15 protein-coding genes are annotated in these 15,021 nt (G+C 60.3%); 11 read left to right on the top strand and 4 right to left on the bottom strand.

The window, feature by feature from the left end; translation table 11 throughout:
* The first annotated feature begins 32 nt into the window (after positions 1–32).
* A complete protein-coding gene (locus tag PV407_RS12695) occupies positions 33–389 on the top strand; it encodes a GtrA family protein (RefSeq protein ID WP_332090298.1) in 357 nt (118 codons plus the stop codon).
* A 100-nt stretch (positions 390–489) separates the two neighbouring features.
* Here the strand turns inward: PV407_RS12695 and PV407_RS12690 are convergent, their stop codons facing one another.
* Positions 490–2,247 (bottom strand): ABC transporter ATP-binding protein, encoded by a 1,758-nt coding sequence (locus tag PV407_RS12690; RefSeq protein ID WP_332090297.1) that lies wholly within the window; start codon positions 2,245–2,247, stop codon positions 490–492.
* Positions 2,244–3,998: an ABC transporter ATP-binding protein gene (locus tag PV407_RS12685; RefSeq protein ID WP_332090296.1), complete on the bottom strand. Its 1,755-nt coding sequence runs from the start codon at positions 3,996–3,998 to the stop codon at positions 2,244–2,246. The genes PV407_RS12690 and PV407_RS12685 overlap by 4 nt, the downstream gene beginning before the upstream one ends.
* 248 nt (positions 3,999–4,246) lie before the next feature.
* Here PV407_RS12685 and PV407_RS12680 point away from each other — a divergent pair, with 248 nt between their 5' ends.
* From PV407_RS12680 to PV407_RS12640, 9 genes are all read left to right on the top strand, one after another.
* Entirely contained in the window at positions 4,247–4,447 is a 201-nt protein-coding gene (locus PV407_RS12680) for a hypothetical protein (protein WP_332090295.1), read from the top strand.
* A gap of 175 nt (positions 4,448–4,622) precedes the next feature.
* Positions 4,623–5,294 carry a GNAT family N-acetyltransferase gene (locus tag PV407_RS12675; protein ID WP_332090294.1) on the top strand — a complete coding sequence of 224 codons (672 nt, stop codon included), beginning with the start codon at positions 4,623–4,625 and terminating at the stop codon, positions 5,292–5,294.
* Positions 5,295–5,336: 42 nt separating this feature from the next.
* A complete protein-coding gene (locus PV407_RS12670) occupies positions 5,337–6,491 on the top strand; it encodes an acyltransferase domain-containing protein (RefSeq protein ID WP_332090293.1) in 1,155 nt (384 codons plus the stop codon).
* 92 nt (positions 6,492–6,583) lie between these two features.
* Positions 6,584–6,769: a hypothetical protein gene (locus PV407_RS12665; RefSeq protein WP_332090292.1), complete on the top strand. Its 186-nt coding sequence runs from the start codon at positions 6,584–6,586 to the stop codon at positions 6,767–6,769.
* A gap of 606 nt (positions 6,770–7,375) precedes the next feature.
* The gene (locus PV407_RS12660; protein ID WP_332090291.1) at positions 7,376–8,425 is read left to right on the top strand and encodes an ABC transporter ATP-binding protein; all 1,050 of its coding nucleotides are present in this window, start codon (positions 7,376–7,378) and stop codon (positions 8,423–8,425) included.
* The gene (locus PV407_RS12655) at positions 8,422–9,300 is read left to right on the top strand and encodes a carbohydrate ABC transporter permease (protein ID WP_332090290.1); all 879 of its coding nucleotides are present in this window, start codon (positions 8,422–8,424) and stop codon (positions 9,298–9,300) included. Before PV407_RS12660 ends, PV407_RS12655 begins: the two co-directional genes overlap by 4 nt.
* A 34-nt stretch (positions 9,301–9,334) precedes the next feature.
* Positions 9,335–10,171 carry a carbohydrate ABC transporter permease gene (locus PV407_RS12650; RefSeq protein ID WP_332090289.1) on the top strand — a complete coding sequence of 279 codons (837 nt, stop codon included), beginning with the start codon at positions 9,335–9,337 and terminating at the stop codon, positions 10,169–10,171.
* A gap of 51 nt (positions 10,172–10,222) precedes the next feature.
* On the top strand, positions 10,223–11,533 hold the full coding sequence (locus PV407_RS12645) for an ABC transporter substrate-binding protein (protein WP_332090288.1): 1,311 nt from the start codon (positions 10,223–10,225) through the stop codon (positions 11,531–11,533).
* Positions 11,534–11,560: 27 nt separating this feature from the next.
* Positions 11,561–11,707 carry a hypothetical protein gene (locus tag PV407_RS12640; protein ID WP_332090287.1) on the top strand — a complete coding sequence of 49 codons (147 nt, stop codon included), beginning with the start codon at positions 11,561–11,563 and terminating at the stop codon, positions 11,705–11,707.
* A 54-nt stretch (positions 11,708–11,761) separates the two neighbouring features.
* Here PV407_RS12640 and PV407_RS12635 read toward each other — a convergent pair whose 3' ends face one another.
* Positions 11,762–12,355 (bottom strand): NADPH-dependent FMN reductase, encoded by a 594-nt coding sequence (locus PV407_RS12635; protein ID WP_332090286.1) that lies wholly within the window; start codon positions 12,353–12,355, stop codon positions 11,762–11,764.
* 178 nt (positions 12,356–12,533) lie between these two features.
* Positions 12,534–12,806: a transposase gene (locus PV407_RS12630; RefSeq protein ID WP_332090285.1), complete on the bottom strand. Its 273-nt coding sequence runs from the start codon at positions 12,804–12,806 to the stop codon at positions 12,534–12,536.
* 321 nt (positions 12,807–13,127) lie between these two features.
* Here PV407_RS12630 and PV407_RS12625 point away from each other — a divergent pair, with 321 nt between their 5' ends.
* Complete coding sequence (locus tag PV407_RS12625) at positions 13,128–14,918, top strand: hypothetical protein (protein ID WP_332090284.1); 1,791 nt, start codon at positions 13,128–13,130, stop codon at positions 14,916–14,918.
* The last annotated feature ends 103 nt before the right edge of the window (positions 14,919–15,021 follow it).

The following is a 15,021-nucleotide window of genomic DNA, read 5'->3' as shown; positions in this document are numbered from 1 at the left end:
ATCGTCGGTCTGTTCGGCGCGCTGCTTCATTTTTGCGCCTTGATCGTCCTGGTCGAACGGTTCGGAGCCGCTCCGTCCCTTCCTCGATCGCCGGCTTCGTCCTGACCGTTGTCGCCCAATACGGGCTCAACCGGAGATGGACGTTCCGCTCGCAAGCCCGCCGGTCGCCGGAATTCGTCCGATATGCGGCCGTATCGCTATCCGGTCTGGGGCTGAACGCGCTCGTCATGTACGTCTGCGCGGACTGGCTGTCGCTGCATTACGCCGTCGGGCAGGCGATCGCGATGACGGCGATTCCGCTGTCGAATTTTTGGCTGAACCGGAGATGGACGTTCCGGGGCGGCGATCCGGCCGAAACGCCGGCGCGTCGTATCGAAGGGCAAGCTTGAGCGGGCAGCGCAAACGGGGCAGGTTCCTTTATCCAGGAGCTTGCCCCGTTGATTTTCGGACGGTTAGCGGATCCGCGAAGCCGCTATATTTCGCGATCCCCTACTCGAGCTCGCGATTCCACAGCAGACGCATCTCTTCGCTGCGTTCGAGCAGCTCCTCGAGCGTGCCTTCGGCTTCGAGACGGCCGTCCTTCAGCACCAGGATGCGGTCGGCGTAGGCGAGCGCGGCTTTGCGGTGCGAGACGACGAGGCAGGTCGCCGTGCGGCGCTCGAACAGCCGCTCCCACAGCTTCCGCTCCGTCTCGACGTCGAGCGCGCTCGACAGGTCGTCGAAGACGAGCAGTTCGGCGTCGCGGGCGAACATGCGGGCGGCCGCCGTCCGCTGCGCCTGGCCGCCGGACAGCTTGACGCCGCGCGGCCCGATGACGGTGTCGAGCCCGGCCGGCAGACCGGCGATATCCCGCTCGAGCACGGCCGCGCGAATCGCCGCGTCCAGCCGATCGGGATCGTCGGCCGCGCCGAGCAGGATGTTTCGCTTCAGCGTGTCGCTGTACAGACGCGGCACCTGCGGGGTGTAGGCGCTGTGCGGCGGCACGAAGAAGCTGCCGGGATCGGCGACGGCGCGGCCGTTCCAGCGGACGTCGCCGGCATCCTTCGGCAGCAGGCCGAGCAGCGCGCGGACGAGCGTCGTTTTGCCGGAGCCGATCCGTCCGGTGACGACGGTGAACGAGTGCCGCGGCAGCCGCAGGCTGATGTCCTCGATGCCGCGGCCCGTCTCCGGATAGCGGTAGGTGAGGCCCGAGACGACGAGCTCGTCCAGACGGTCCTCCGCCGTTTTCGCCGGAGGCGCGGGCTCCGCGAGCGGGCCGCGCAGATGGAGCGGGTGCGGCTCAACGAGCAGCAGCGGCGAACCGTTTTGCAGCAAGCTTTCCATCCGCATTTTGGCCACTTCGGTCTGCTTGAAATAGGTCAAAAACTTGCCGAAGTTTTGGATGAACTGCGTCACGAACGTCAAGTAATAGACGAACAGCGCGAAGTCGCCCACCGTGAAGCTGCCGGCCCGCATCGCCTGGGCGCCGAGCAGCAAAATGAGGCCGGTGCCGAAATTGACCGTATTGGAAAACACCGAATCGAGCGTTTGCGTCAGCAGCTTGTCTTTCAGCATCGCGCCGCGCCGCTGGTCGTTCAACAGCCGGAAGCGGCCGATGACGCGGTCTTCCGCCCCGGCGACCTGGATCGCCTGGACCGAGCCGAACATTTCGCTGATCGCCTCGGTCACCTGCCCGGTCGCCTCGCGGCTCGCCGCCCTGTATTTTTGCAGGCGCGACGTCATCAGCTGCGCCGCGGTGACGACGAGCACGAGCGGGACGAAGACGAGCAGCGTAAGCCGCGCGTCGATGCGCATCAGAATGGCGAACGAGACGACGGCGAAAACGGTCATGCCGAACGCGTCGACGGACCAGCTGATCGCTTCCTCGGTCTGCTCGACGTCGTCGCGGAAATTGGAGATCGCTTCGCCCGGGGACACCGGGATCGCCTTCGCGCCGGGCTCCTTCAGAATATGATGCAGCATGTTGCGCCGCAGCAGCCCGCCGATGCGCATCCGGAACTGCACGTCGGTTATAAAGCCGAGCACGATGAAGCCGGCGCGGACGGCGGTCGCGACGAGCAGCAGCGCGATTATCGACCATATGCCGAGCCGCGCGGCCGCGGAGCCGGAGAGCGAGTCGAAAAACGATTTCGTCAGAAGTCCCGGCACGATCGGGGCCAAATAAATGAGCGTCCACATGCCCGCGTTGAGCGCGTACAGCAGCGGCCGGTACCGGACGAGCCGCCACAGCATTTGAAACGTCGTCATGCGAGCACCTCCTCCATGCCGGCCGCGAGCATCCGGCTGAAGCGCGAGTCCGGGTCCCGGGCCAGCGCTTCGCGATCGCCGAACTCGGCGATCCGCCCGTTATCGAGAATGAGAATGCGGTCGGCGCGCTGCACGGTGGCGAGCCGATGGGCGATCATGATGCACGTTCTCCCGCGCAGCAGCTTCGTGACGGCGGCTTCCAGCCGCTGCTCGGTCGCCGGATCGAGCCGGGAGGACGCTTCGTCCATAATGACGATCCCCGGGTCGGTCAAAAAGACGCGGGCGAACGCGAGCAGCTGGGCCTCGCCGGCGGACAGCCCGCCGCCGCCCGAATCGAGCGTCGTGTCGAGACCGTTCGGCAGCGAGCGCAGCCAGCCGTCCAGCCCGAGCTCCTCCAAAACGGCGACGATGCGCCCGTCGGCCACGGCCGGGTCGTAAAACGTCAAATTGTCGCGCACCGTTCCCTGGAACAGCTCGATATTTTGCGTGACCATGCCGACCCTCCGGCGCAGCTCCCGCAGCTTCGCCTCCCGGATCGGGACGCCGCCGAAGCGGATTTCGCCCTGCTGCGGATCGTAGAAGCGGACGAGCAGCCGGGCGAGCGTCGTTTTCCCGCTGCCGGTTCGGCCGAGCAGGCCGAGCACCTGCCCCGGCTCGAGACGGAAATCGACCGCCTCCAGCGTCGGCTTGCCGTCCTCGTAACGAAACGTCACCCCGTCGAACTCGACGGACAGGGCGCCGCCGGGAAGCGGCGTTCCGGCGCCGTCAACAATGGCGGGCTTCGTGTCCAGCAGCTGGCGGATGCGGACGATGCTGGCGTCCGCCTTTTGCAAATCTTCCATTTGGGTGCGGATTTTCTCGATCGGCTTCGCGAGCAGCTCGGTATAGTAAAAAATCATGTACACGGTGCCGATCGAAACGGCGCCTTTTTTGTACAAATAGGCGCTCAGCGCGAAGGCGACCGCGTTGCCGATCGTAAAGACGACGAGCGTCGTGATCCACATCGACGCCCAGCCGAGAAAGGCGCGCGTGCGGATCGGCAGCCACGCTCTCAGCAGCGAGTAATACTTGTACATCACGTAACCGCTCGCCCCGTTGGCGCGGGTGTCCTCCGTCCCTTCCAGATGCTCGCCCAAAAAGCCGTAAAATTCGGCGCTCATTTGGCGCAGCTTGCCCCAATGCGGAATGGCGAATTTGCGGATATATTGGATCGCATAGATGGCGAGAACGACGAAGACCGCCATCCCGGTTCCGACGATCCAGCCTTCGCGCATAAGCAGGACGAGAATGCCGACGACGAGCAGCAGGTTGCCGAACAGCGCAATGACGAAGTTGGAGAAAAAGTTGGCGAGCGCGTTGATGTCTCCGTCGACCCGTTCGATAATCGAGCCGGTCGTATGCGATTTGTGAAACGACATGTCGAGCCGGAGACAATGGTCGGCCACGTCCCCCCGCAGCTTGTTCGTCGCGATCCAGCCGACGTTTTCGCCGATATACGCGGCGGCGACGGCGACGATCTGCTGCACGAGCGAAACGCCGATGAACAGCGCGGCGGCGATCCATAGCGCCCGGTTCGAGTCGGCTCCTTGCGCGGAATCGATAAAGTAGCGAATCAGCTGCGGATTGACGAGCTGCATGATCAGCCCCGCGGCGAGCAGCACGGCCAGCCAGACGATCGAGGCGCGCTGCGCGCGCAAGTAGCGGCTGAGCAGGCCGGTATATTCGCGCAGCGGTATTTTGAATGCGGGCATGGGCATGTTCTCCTTTCCGCCGTTTTGTCCCTGTCTCTAAAAGAACCGATGATTAGTACGATAGAAGATTCGGCCGGCCGCGTCAACCGCGAATCGGATGAGGGCTTATGCGGTTCATTCGATTAGCGCATTCGAGTTCATTAGTAAAGAGATCCGGTTCATAAGTGACATCCGGCGGCCATAGAGCTCATAACGGCTGCCGGAGCTTAATAAGCTTAACTATGACGGTGGAAAAGGAGCGGCGAATTATGAATTCGAGCGGGAACGTCCGAAGCGAAGAGGCGAAAAAAATCATAACGTACAACAATGCGAACGGTGAGGTGCAAATCATCGTTCCGAAGCGCGAGAGCGAAACGTATTTCACGACCGAAACGACGGTCAAGCTCAATCCGAGCGAGGTCCGGAACTTGTACTTCTTTTTGAAAACGATCGTAGAGCGCGGCGAATGAACGCGATCGCCGGGTAGGTGCGGCCGGACGTCCGATGGCCGGACATCGAAGCCGTTTTCCTTTGTCGAGGGAAAACGGCTTTTCGCTGCGCCGCGGCGGCGGCGGGACCGGCTATACCTTCTCCGTGCGATTTTTGCTACAATGGAGCGTAATGAGAAGGAAGGGTGGAGAAGACATGGAATTTATTCGTATCACGAGCATAAACGACCGGTATTTCCGGCAAATGCACGAGCTGATGGGCCGGGTGTTCCCGCCCGAGGAGGTGCTCGCCTTCGATCTGTGGGCCGAGCCGCTCAAGGACGAAGGGCTGCGCGTCGTCGTCGCCGTTCATGAAGGCGAAGTCGTCGGAGCGACGGAGTACCGGTATTACAAGGACATGGGCGTGGCGATGACCGATTTTACGATCATCGGCAAGGAAGGGCTCGGCGTCGGCCGCTTTTTGGCGCAGCAGCGGCAAAACGATTTGTTCGAATGGGTTCGGCAAAGCGGAGGCGAGCTGACCGGCATGTTCGCGGAAATTTACAATCCGTATCTCGTGGAGGAGCATGAGTTCGGCGGCATAAAGCCGATGGACCCGTTCGTGCGGAGGGAAGTGCTGTCCCATCTCGGGTACCGGCGTCTCGACTTCCCGTATGTGCATCCGTCGTGGGAGCTGAACGGGGAAGCGGTCAGCGGGCTCGATCTTTGCTTCCTGGCGTACGACGAATCGGTGAAGGAGCTGCCGGCGGCGCTCGTCGTCCGCTTTCTGCGGACGTACTATGCGATCCAGGAGCGGAAGCCCGAGGCGTGGTACGATATGATTCGCAGGCTGGAGGGGCTCGATACGATCGCATTGCTGCCGATTTGATTCCGGAAGCGGGCCGGCGGCGAAGAAAGCGGGGGAACGGTGTTGCTTGGGGATTGGTTAAAAGGGTTGGGCGGTTCGAACGGCGTCGTCGATTTTTTGCACCCGGCGTATATGGAGCGGGCTTGCGCCGCGATTCGGTTGCCGGACGAGGCGGCGCGGGCGGTCGTCGAAGAGGCGGCGCACATAAGCGGCGACGAACGGCTGAAGGCCGCGGCGAGACGGCTTCATCGCGAGCTGTTTGTGGACAAGGCGGCGCCGGGCGATGCGAACAAAAGGCTGCTCGCGACCGGTCCGCGGCCCGCCATGCTGGCGGCGGTCGTCTATATGGGCGCGCTGCCGCAAATGATCGACTTCTACGAGGCGAAAGGCATCCCGGAGCCGATTTGGCTCGATACGCTGGACGATATGGCGATCTGGATGAGGCATTATTACGACCTGCACGGGAAGTGGGGGCTCGGCCAGGTCGGCTGGCTCGTCAACCATATGACCGGCCGGCTGTTCCGGTTAGGCCGGCTGCAGTTTATGTTTAAAAGCTACGGCATGCCGTTCAAAGCGTTCCGCCACCGGACGACCGGCGACGTAGCCGTGCTTAGCGATTCCGGCGTCCGCTTCCGGGCGGACGGTCAGGCGGACGGAACGAACGGCGTGTTCGATCCCGAGGGAGGCTGGACGTCCGTCTACGCGTACGACGGGTCGGCGCATAAGGGAAACCCGATTTCGGCCGCAGGCGCGGCCGAGCGGGAACCGGTCATCCTGCCGGAGCGCGAATGGGAGCCGATCCTGCAGCCGGGCGATACGGTGCTCGACGTGCACATCCCCGAAGGAAGCAAAATGTCGCACGAGCTGTGCCGCGATTCGTACCGGCAGGCTGCGGCGTTCGCGGAGAGCCGTTTCCCGGAGAAGCCGTTCAAGGCGTTCGTCTGCACGTCCTGGCTGCTTGCCCCGCAATTTCCGCGGCTGCTGCCCGCCGACTCGAACATCGTGAAGTTTCAAAGCGATTATTATATAACCCCGGTCCGGTCGGACGAGCTGCAGACGCTCGAGCGGGTGTTCGGTTTCGGCACGACGCCGGCCGATTTGCCGCGGCTGCCGCGGGAGACGACGCTGCAGCGAATCGTCTACGATCATCTCGCTTCGGGCGGCTATATCCACGGAGCGTCCGGCTTTGTGCCGAAGGACGATGCGGTTCGCACATAACGGAGGGCGGTTTGAAGCATCCTATGGGGAGATTTTGCCCAGCGAGGCCGTATAGTGGCTTCGCCTAAAACTACCCGAAAGGATGCGGCCGCATGTCCAACAAATACAACAACAACAAGCACGACGCCCAGCCGAAAGACAATCAGACGCCGGATACGAGCGAGCACGGCGAGCTGAGAAACGGACGCCTCAGCATGTTCAAAAACCATAGCGCAATCAAGGGCGCCCCCGAAAACGAATATTTGGACGAAGCGACGGACAGCAGAGGGGACCACTGACGTTCCCTTGCCCGCCGTCTAATCGAACTGCCGATGCGCATGCCGATGCGATCCGGCGGTTTTTCGCTGACGGGTACCATGCGGAGAATAGAAGCTCCGACGAGAAGCTGCTCGAAGGCATACGCGCCGTGAATGATCGTGTCGAGAATCTGATTAAAGATGTCGAGTTCTCGGCGAAGGAAACCGGACTTTTCAAGTTGGAACTGGATCGTATCAAGAGAAATGCATACGACTAAAACAAGGACTCCTCTTATGAGGGGTCCTTGTTGCGTTCCATGCTCAAAAACGCCAAGGACAAACAATACCGAACAAAAACTTGCATAAACCGCGCTTCCGCAAGCATATGGATGAAGGGAGCGCGGTTTATGCCGTCAGCCGCTAGGAAAAATACGGAAAACAAGGCGCTTCGCGTTCGAAACACGGTTCGGGTTCCCGGAAAAACCATTCGCAGGACGAATCGTTTTCGCCGTTAATAAAGCGCTTACTCTTTACGACATCTTAATATGTGCGTAATAATGCGAAAACAAATGGTCTCTACAATGAAACCGAGCATGAATGAGCAAAAGCGAATGATCACCGGGAAAGGGAAAAAGGAGGAGGGCGCATTTGGCAGCCATCGAATTGGTGCAGGTGACGCAATCGTTCGATAAGCACGTTGTCATCCCGAACTTGAACCTGACGATCGAAGACGGGAAGTTTACCGTTCTCGTCGGCCCGTCGGGCTGCGGCAAAACGACGCTGCTGCGGATGATCGCCGGACTCGATGCGCAGTCGTCCGGCAAGATTTTGATCGGCGGAAAAGACGTGACGCACGTCGCCCCGGGACAGCGGGGAGTGGCGATGGTGTTTCAAAATTACGCGATATACCCGACGATGTCGGTGCGGGACAATATCGAGTTCGGCCTGAAAAACAACAAAGTGCCGAAGGCGGAGCGGACCCGCCTCGTCGAGAGCATCAGCGAAACGGTCGGGCTTCGGCCTTACCTGGACCGGAAGCCGTCGACGCTTTCCGGCGGACAGCGGCAGCGCGTCGCGCTCGCCCGGGCGATGGTGAAGAAGCCGTCCGTCTTTTTGATGGATGAGCCGCTGTCCAACCTGGACGCCAAGCTGAGGGTGCAAATGCGCATCGAGCTGATCGAGCTGCACAAAAAGCTCGGCTCGACGTTCGTCTACGTGACGCACGACCAGGTCGAAGCGATGTCGATGGCGGATACGATCGTCCTGATGAACCACGGGCAAATTCAGCAGGAAGCCGCTCCGGAAACGATGTACCGGCAGCCGAGCAATTTGTTCGCAGCCCAGTTTATCGGCGTGCCGCCGATGAACGTCGGAGACGTCGGAGCGGACGGGGCGAAATTCGGGTTTCGGCCGGAAAGCGGCGTGCTGTCGGCCGAGCGGACGGACGCCCACTATGCCGTTCGCGGCACGATCGCGACCCGGGAAATGCTCGGGTCGGAGACGATCTACCAAGTGAAGTCCGGCCCGCACGCTTTTATGATCAAGAGCGCGGAAGACCGCTTTTCCGTCGACCAGGACGTGTGGCTCGGCGTGCAGGCCGACCATCTGTACTTTTTCGGAGCGGACGAGAAGCGGATCGACCCCGGCGACGCGCGTTTCGGGGCGTACATGACGGCGCTCAAGAGGGCATCGTCATGAAAAAACGGAAAGCTTGGGAAGCGATCCGTCCGTACGCGTTGGTGCTGCCGGCGATGATCGGCATCGCGCTGTTCGTCCTTTATCCGGTGCTTTATTTAATCAAGCTAAGCTTTTACAAGTACAACTTGATGAACAAGGACAAAAGCAAGTTCATCGGCACGGACAATTTCACGCAAATTTTGTCCCGCGAAGATTTTTACAGCGCCCTGCTCAATACCGTGGTGTATACCGTGGGCGTCGTCGCGCTGACGATGGCGCTGTCGCTGGTCATCGCGGTGTGGTTGAACAAAAAATCGCGCTTCAACGCGATCGTGCAGGCCGGCCTGTTTACGCCGCACATCATTTCGATCGTTTCGGTCGCGCTCGTCTGGATGTGGCTGATGGAGCCGAGCTACGGGATTCTCAATTTCGTCCTGAAGTCGCTCGGCCTGCCGCCGTCTCCCTGGCTGCAAAGCTCGAGCACGGCGATGCTGTCGATCGTCATCGTATCGGTATGGCAAAATCTCGGCTACTACACGCTCATTATCGTCGCGGCGCTGCAAAGCATCCCGCCGAGCATCTACGAAGCGGCCGCCCTCGACAATGCGAGCAAGTTCAAGGTGTTTACGAAAATTACGCTGCCGATGATTTCGCCCCAGCTGTTTTTCATTCTGATCGTGATGACGATCGGGTCGTTCAAAGTATTCGACACCGTCAAAATTATGACGGGCGGCGGCCCGAATACGGCGACGACGACGCTCGTGTACTACATTTACGAATTCCGCACGAACAGCATCGGCTACGCTTCCGCGACCGGCGTCGTGCTGATGGCGATCATCGCCTTGCTCACGTTCCTGTATTTCCGCTTGCTGGCCAAAAAAGTGCATTACCAATAAACGGACGCGGGGCTTGTCCCGCATGAGAGGGGGGATGCAACAAGTGACCTATGCCAAGCTCGCCGGGCGAACGCTCGGAATGCTGCTGAAAGCCGCCGTCCTGCTCGTATTCGTTTTCCCGTTTCTATGGATGATCTCGACGTCGCTGCAGACGTTCGAAGAAACGCTGTCGTTTCCGCCCACCTGGATACCGGCGCGGGCGCAGTGGGTCAATTTCGCCGAAGCGATGCAGGCGGGACCGTTTCTCGTCTACGCCCGAAACTCGATCGTCGTGACCGTCTCCATCATCGCGCTGCAGCTGGTCGTCATGATCCCGGCCGCCTATGCGTTCGCCAAATACAAGTTCGCGGGGAAAAGCTTGCTGTTCGGCACCGTGCTGCTCGCGTTCATGATTCCCGGCCAGGTGACGTTCATACCGGTTTATTTGATGCTGGCCGATTGGGGGCTTATCCAAACGCTGCTGCCGCAAATTATTCCGTTCATGTCGAACGCCTTCGGCATTTTCCTGCTGCGCCAATATTTCATGCAAATTCCGCAAGAAATTATCGAGGCGGCCCGGCTGGACAACGCCGGCGAATTCAACATTATTCGCAGCATCATGATTCCGATGTCGATGCCGGCTTTGGCCACGATCACGCTGTTCAGCTTCGTCAGCCATTGGAACGACTATTTCTGGCCGCTCGTCATGACGGATTCGGCGCCCGTGCGTCCGCTGACGATGGGCATCGCGATGCTGCGGGAGACCGAGGGCATCAGCAACTGGCACATCATTATGGCCGGCAACGTCGTGCTCGTCGTGCCGATCCTGATCGTTTATTTGTTCGCTTCCAAGCATATCGTCAAAGCGTTCGTTTATTCCGGCATCAAATAAAACGCGTCTGCTATTTTCAACAGCTTACTATCGTAATGGAGGGTATTCCCGATGCGGAAACAAGTATCGAAGATCGTATTGGCGGCGGCGCTGCTCCCCGGCATTTTGGCCGGCTGCGGAGCGAGCGGGTCGGGCGGGGCGGGCGGTTCCGAGCCCGCCGGAGGCGCTCGGCCGAAGGAGCCCGCGGGCAAAGTGACGGTGCAGTTTTGGCATTCGCTCGGAGGCAAAAACGGCGAATATATAAGCAGCGCCATCAGCCGGTTCAACGAATCGCAGAGCAAAATCGAGGTCGTCGGCACGTTCCAGGGCTCGTACGACGAAACGGTGACGAAGCTGCAGCAGGCCGTCGCGGCGAAATCCGGACCGGACGTCACGATGCTGGAGCGCGCCTATGTGCAAATGTTCGCCGACTCGGACGTGCTCGAAGACATGACGCCTTTTCTGAAAACGTCCGGCATGAGCGTGGACGACTTTACGCCCGGCTTGATGGGCCATTCGACGTTCAACAAAAAGCTCGTCTCGCTGCCGCTCAACCGTTCGACGCCGATTCTGCACGTCAACAAGACGATGCTGGACGAGAAAGGGCTCGCCGTCCCGAAAACGTGGGAGGAGCTGAGAAAGGTGGCGGAAGCGCTCGTCGTCAAGGAAAACGGCGAATACAAGCGCTACGGCTACAGCATGCCGTACGATACGTGGTATCCGATCGCGATGATTTCGCAGGCGAAGGGCAAGTTTTTCAACGACGCCGGCACGTCGATCGGCTTCGCGGGCGGAGAAGGCGTCAAGACGTTCAAATTTTTGAAGGACCTGCAAAGCACGGGCGCCTTGTACTACCCGCCGGCCCAAGACTCCGGCAATATCGTCAACCAAATGTTCACCAGCGGCAAAATCGGAATGATGTTCCAGTCGACCGGCGTGATCGGCAGCTTGAAGGACAGCGTCAAATTCGACTACGCGACGGCATACTTGCCTATGGATCAGGTGTACGCGACGCCGACCGGGGGAGCGAACATCGCTTTGATGGCCGGCTCCAAAAATAAGGAAGCGGCATGGGAATTCATCCGTTGGATGATGACCGATCCGAAGGGCGGGCTGCAGTTCGTGCTCGACTCCGGCTATCTGCCTTTTACGAAAAAAATGGTCGAGTCGCAGCAAATGAAAGACCTTTGGGCGAAGGAGCCGAACCGCAAAGTTGCGTACGACCAGCTGCAATACGCGACCGACACGAATAAGCACGTCGCCTGGCCGCAAGTGATGCAGGAGTTTTTCAAGGCGATCCAGGCCATTATGTACGACGGCAAAAATATCGAGACGACGCTCGACACGTTCAAGAAAGAAACGGAGCGGCTGCTTAAAAATTAACGGGGCGAACGATCGGAGGCGAGAGACATGGATGTCGGCATGCGGCTGCCGAATCCGAAGCATCCGCAAAAAGCCGAGTTGGCCTTCGGCTTCGCCTCGGACTTCGCTCCGAAAAGGCTGGCGAACGTGTACGCGCTGGACCGGCTTCTGCCGGATGCGGCGCTCGGCCGTTAAGCGAAAAAGAACCTTCGATTCCGCGCGAAACGCGGATTCGAAGGTTCTTCTGCTTTAACGCAGCGTTTTCAGCGCGCCGCTCCAGGCCACGACTTCGTCGAGCATCGTATTGACGTTATTCAGATGAAGATCGGCCGGCTTGAATGTCGTGAAGTTTTCGAAATCGGTGAACAGAGAAAGCGTCGGATGCGTACGAACGTCGGCGATTTTCAATTCGCCGCAGATGCCGCGCAAATGCTCGGCGGCGCGGGCGCCGCCCGTCGAACCGTAGCTGACGATGCCGGCCGCCTTGTTGTTCCATTCTTCGCGGGCCATATCCAGCGCGTTTTTCAGCGCCCCGGTAATGCTGTGGTTGTACTCTTGGACGATGAAGACGAAGCCGTCCAGGCTGGAAAGCTTCTGCGACCACGCTTGGATCCCCGGCTCGTCGCCGCTCGTTTCTCCAAGGAAGGGCAGCTTGAAATCGGCGATGTCGACGATTTCGTAATCCGCGTCGCCGCGTTTGTCGGCGATTCCTTTCACCCACTGACCTACCTGCGGGCTGACGCGGCCTTGACGCGTGCTGCCCAATATAATGCCGATTTTTAAATTTGCCACTTGACGTTCCTCCTTGGTCGGTTTCCCGAATAATTTGTCCAGAAACCCCATCTTTCTCACCTTTCATCGAAGGGCTTCGAGTCGAAGTTCACCTTGTTGATTTGTTTGTATATTACTTTTCGTAAGTAATCATATAAAAATAACTTGGTGAAGTCAAGTAAGATTATTGTAAACCGAAGACCCCGTTTTTCCCGCTCTAAAAAAGGGACGTTCGACGTCCCTTTCCCCGTTACTTGTCTCCCCGGTCCACATGCTTGCGCGGGGAGCCGTGCCCGCTTTGCTCGTTTTTGTCGGCCAAATTCAAATGGGCGTGCTCGGTTTCGCCCGTCAGGCGATCCACGCTGTAGCGCACCAGCTCCCAGGCGGTCGTGCCGAGCTGCGGATCGGCCGGGAAAACGTCGCCCTTCTGCAAAAACTGCTCGCGCCCCCATTCATTCGAATAAACGCCGTCGATTTCCACGGGCTCGCCGGACATCGGGTTCATGCGGTCATGTTCGCTCATGTTAGCAGTAGTCCTCCTTCAATGCGGGTTCGGAAAGCTTTCGTTTTCGGCGCCAAATGCCGAGTCATCGGCCGGCCAGGCTTCGCGATCGAAATCCGCCGGTTTTTACGCAACTTTACTATGCCCCATTATCGGCAAATCATGCCGGTTCGGAAGCGGATGCGTCCAAAGCGGATGCGGGACGGGGATGAACCGAAAAAGTCAAAAAATGACCGGCGCAATATCAGTTTTCGTCTGCTGCAAACGATTGCAATCGTATTACAATGACTGCGACTGCCCGCTGTCAACCATGGCCTGATGGGCCAAAATCGGGAGGAACCTATGGAAACTCGCACGGAGCGCGCCATGTACGCGGAGGCGGCGGAGCCCTGCCGCAATTTCAACATTTTGGGCGCGGTGGCGCTCATCGATCCGAAGGACGGACGGGAGAAGCTGGTGCTGTCCAATTTCGCGGCCGGGTCCGTCGGCAACCTCATTCTGATCGATACGGAGACGCACGAGGGGGAGGCGATCCGGCTTCCCGGCGATTCGGGGGCATGGGCCGTTTTGCCGCTCGGCGACAAGCTGCTGATCGGAACTTGCCCCGACTACGGCTACCTGCACAGCCTGGACCTGCGAACGCGGGAATGGGCGAAGCCGCTGCGGATCGAGTCGGAGAAATACATTTGGAATTTGGTCGTCGGCTCGGACGGTCTCGTGTACGGCGGAACGTATCCCGGCTGCGCGCTGCTGCGCTACGACCCGGCGAAGCATGAGCTGGTCGACGTCGGGCGCGTCTCGGCGAACCCGAAAGACATGTACAGCCGAAACGTGTACGGCGGAGCGCCGGGGAGCATCTTCATCAGCGGAGGAATGGATACGCCGTTTTTGCGGGTATGGGATATCGCGTCGGAAACGTTCGCCGACTTCGGCTCGCCGGGCGAGACGATCCGGCAAGTGACGGAGACGTTCGTTTGCACGACGCTCGACGGAGAAAACCGTTTTTATGACGCGAAAACGATGCAGCCCGTCGACGGCGATTTGGCGGAGCGATGGAGCGGCATGCTGGAGTCGAGGGAGATGAAAATAGGCGGCCGTCTGAGCGTCCGCTATATTCCGCTGCGGGACGGCTCCCGGGCGGGAGTCAAAGGGCAGGACTACTTTATCCTGCCTCCCGGCGAGAGCGAGCCGAACCTCCGGCCGATTCCGACGGAAGCGCCGGCGACTCGCATTCATACCGTCATCTCCGATCGGGACGGCGTACTGTGGGGGTCGAGCGGCTTCGGCCAAACGATATTCCGCTACGATCCGAAGGACGGCTCCTATTGGAATTCGGGGGCGGTGTGCAACGCCGGCGGGGAAGTGTACGGCATGGCGTTCGCCGGCGACGAGCTGTTCATGGCGGCGTACGCCGGTGGCGACCATATCGTGTACCGTCCGGGCGAGCCGTGGGACCAGTACGGCAACGTCAACCCGCGCACGCTTCGCCCGGTCGGTCCGGAGCTCATCCGGCCCCATGCGAAGTCGGTCGTCGGACCGGACGGAGGCGTATGGACCGGGTGGATGGCCAAATACGGCGTATACGGCGGCGGACTGTCGCGCATCGACATCGGGACGAAGGAAGTGACGTCGTGGTACGATCCGGTGCCGGGACAGGAAATCGGCGGGCTGACGGCCGACGACAAACGGCTGTATTTTACGACCGGAACGGGCGGCAACGGACTGAAGGCGCGCGACGAGCCGTGCCATTTCGCGATGTGGGAGACGGAAGGGCGCATCTCGTTTTTGCACCGGTTCGAGCGAGGGGAGCGGCCCGGCGCGGTACTCGCGGCGGCGGGCCTCGTATGGCTGCGGGTCGGCAAAGAGATCGCCGTGTTCGAGCCGGAGACGGCATCGTTCCTGCGTCGCATTCCGCTCGGCGAAGGATGCGGCTGCCTGCTGGCACTCGGCCCGGACCGGATCGCTGCCTTCGGCGAAAAGACATTGTTCGCGATCGACGCGAACCGGATGACGGCCGAGCCGCTGGGCGGGCTGCCCGGGCACGTGTCGACGGCGGCGCGGACGCCGGACGGATCGGTTTATTTCAACTGCTACGGGACGAAGCTGTACAAGTGGAACGTCGCGTTAGAGTAAGACGGCAGCAAGCCCCGTACGGCCGCACGAACGAAAAGGAGCTGCGCTTCGTTACCCGACCGGCCGCGCCCCGGCCTTGTCAAGGCGTATGGATCGGGAGGTC

It is taken from the genome of Paenibacillus sp. GYB003 (assembly GCF_036577625.1).
GTDB lineage: Bacteria > Bacillota > Bacilli > Paenibacillales > NBRC-103111 > Paenibacillus_AB.
The sequence above is the reverse complement of the archived record's forward strand: the minus strand, read 5'-3'. Positions and strand labels throughout refer to the sequence as shown.

What these genes read in the sequence shown, in the direction of transcription:
- PV407_RS12690 (WP_332090297.1), bottom strand. Translation starts at nt 2,247, where the DNA reads ATGACGACGTTTCAAATGCTGTGGCGGCTCGTCCGGTACCGGCCGCTG.
- PV407_RS12685 (WP_332090296.1), bottom strand. Translation starts at nt 3,998, where the DNA reads ATGCCCGCATTCAAAATACCGCTGCGCGAATATACCGGCCTGCTCAGC.
- PV407_RS12680 (WP_332090295.1), top strand. Translation starts at nt 4,247, where the DNA reads ATGAATTCGAGCGGGAACGTCCGAAGCGAAGAGGCGAAAAAAATCATA.
- PV407_RS12675 (WP_332090294.1), top strand. Translation starts at nt 4,623, where the DNA reads ATGGAATTTATTCGTATCACGAGCATAAACGACCGGTATTTCCGGCAA.
- PV407_RS12665 (WP_332090292.1), top strand. Translation starts at nt 6,584, where the DNA reads ATGTCCAACAAATACAACAACAACAAGCACGACGCCCAGCCGAAAGAC.
- PV407_RS12655 (WP_332090290.1), top strand. Translation starts at nt 8,422, where the DNA reads ATGAAAAAACGGAAAGCTTGGGAAGCGATCCGTCCGTACGCGTTGGTG.
- PV407_RS12650 (WP_332090289.1), top strand. Translation starts at nt 9,335, where the DNA reads ATGCAACAAGTGACCTATGCCAAGCTCGCCGGGCGAACGCTCGGAATG.
- PV407_RS12645 (WP_332090288.1), top strand. Translation starts at nt 10,223, where the DNA reads ATGCGGAAACAAGTATCGAAGATCGTATTGGCGGCGGCGCTGCTCCCC.
- PV407_RS12640 (WP_332090287.1), top strand. Translation starts at nt 11,561, where the DNA reads ATGGATGTCGGCATGCGGCTGCCGAATCCGAAGCATCCGCAAAAAGCC.
- PV407_RS12635 (WP_332090286.1), bottom strand. Translation starts at nt 12,355, where the DNA reads ATGGGGTTTCTGGACAAATTATTCGGGAAACCGACCAAGGAGGAACGT.
- PV407_RS12630 (WP_332090285.1), bottom strand. Translation starts at nt 12,806, where the DNA reads ATGAGCGAACATGACCGCATGAACCCGATGTCCGGCGAGCCCGTGGAA.
- PV407_RS12625 (WP_332090284.1), top strand. Translation starts at nt 13,128, where the DNA reads ATGGAAACTCGCACGGAGCGCGCCATGTACGCGGAGGCGGCGGAGCCC.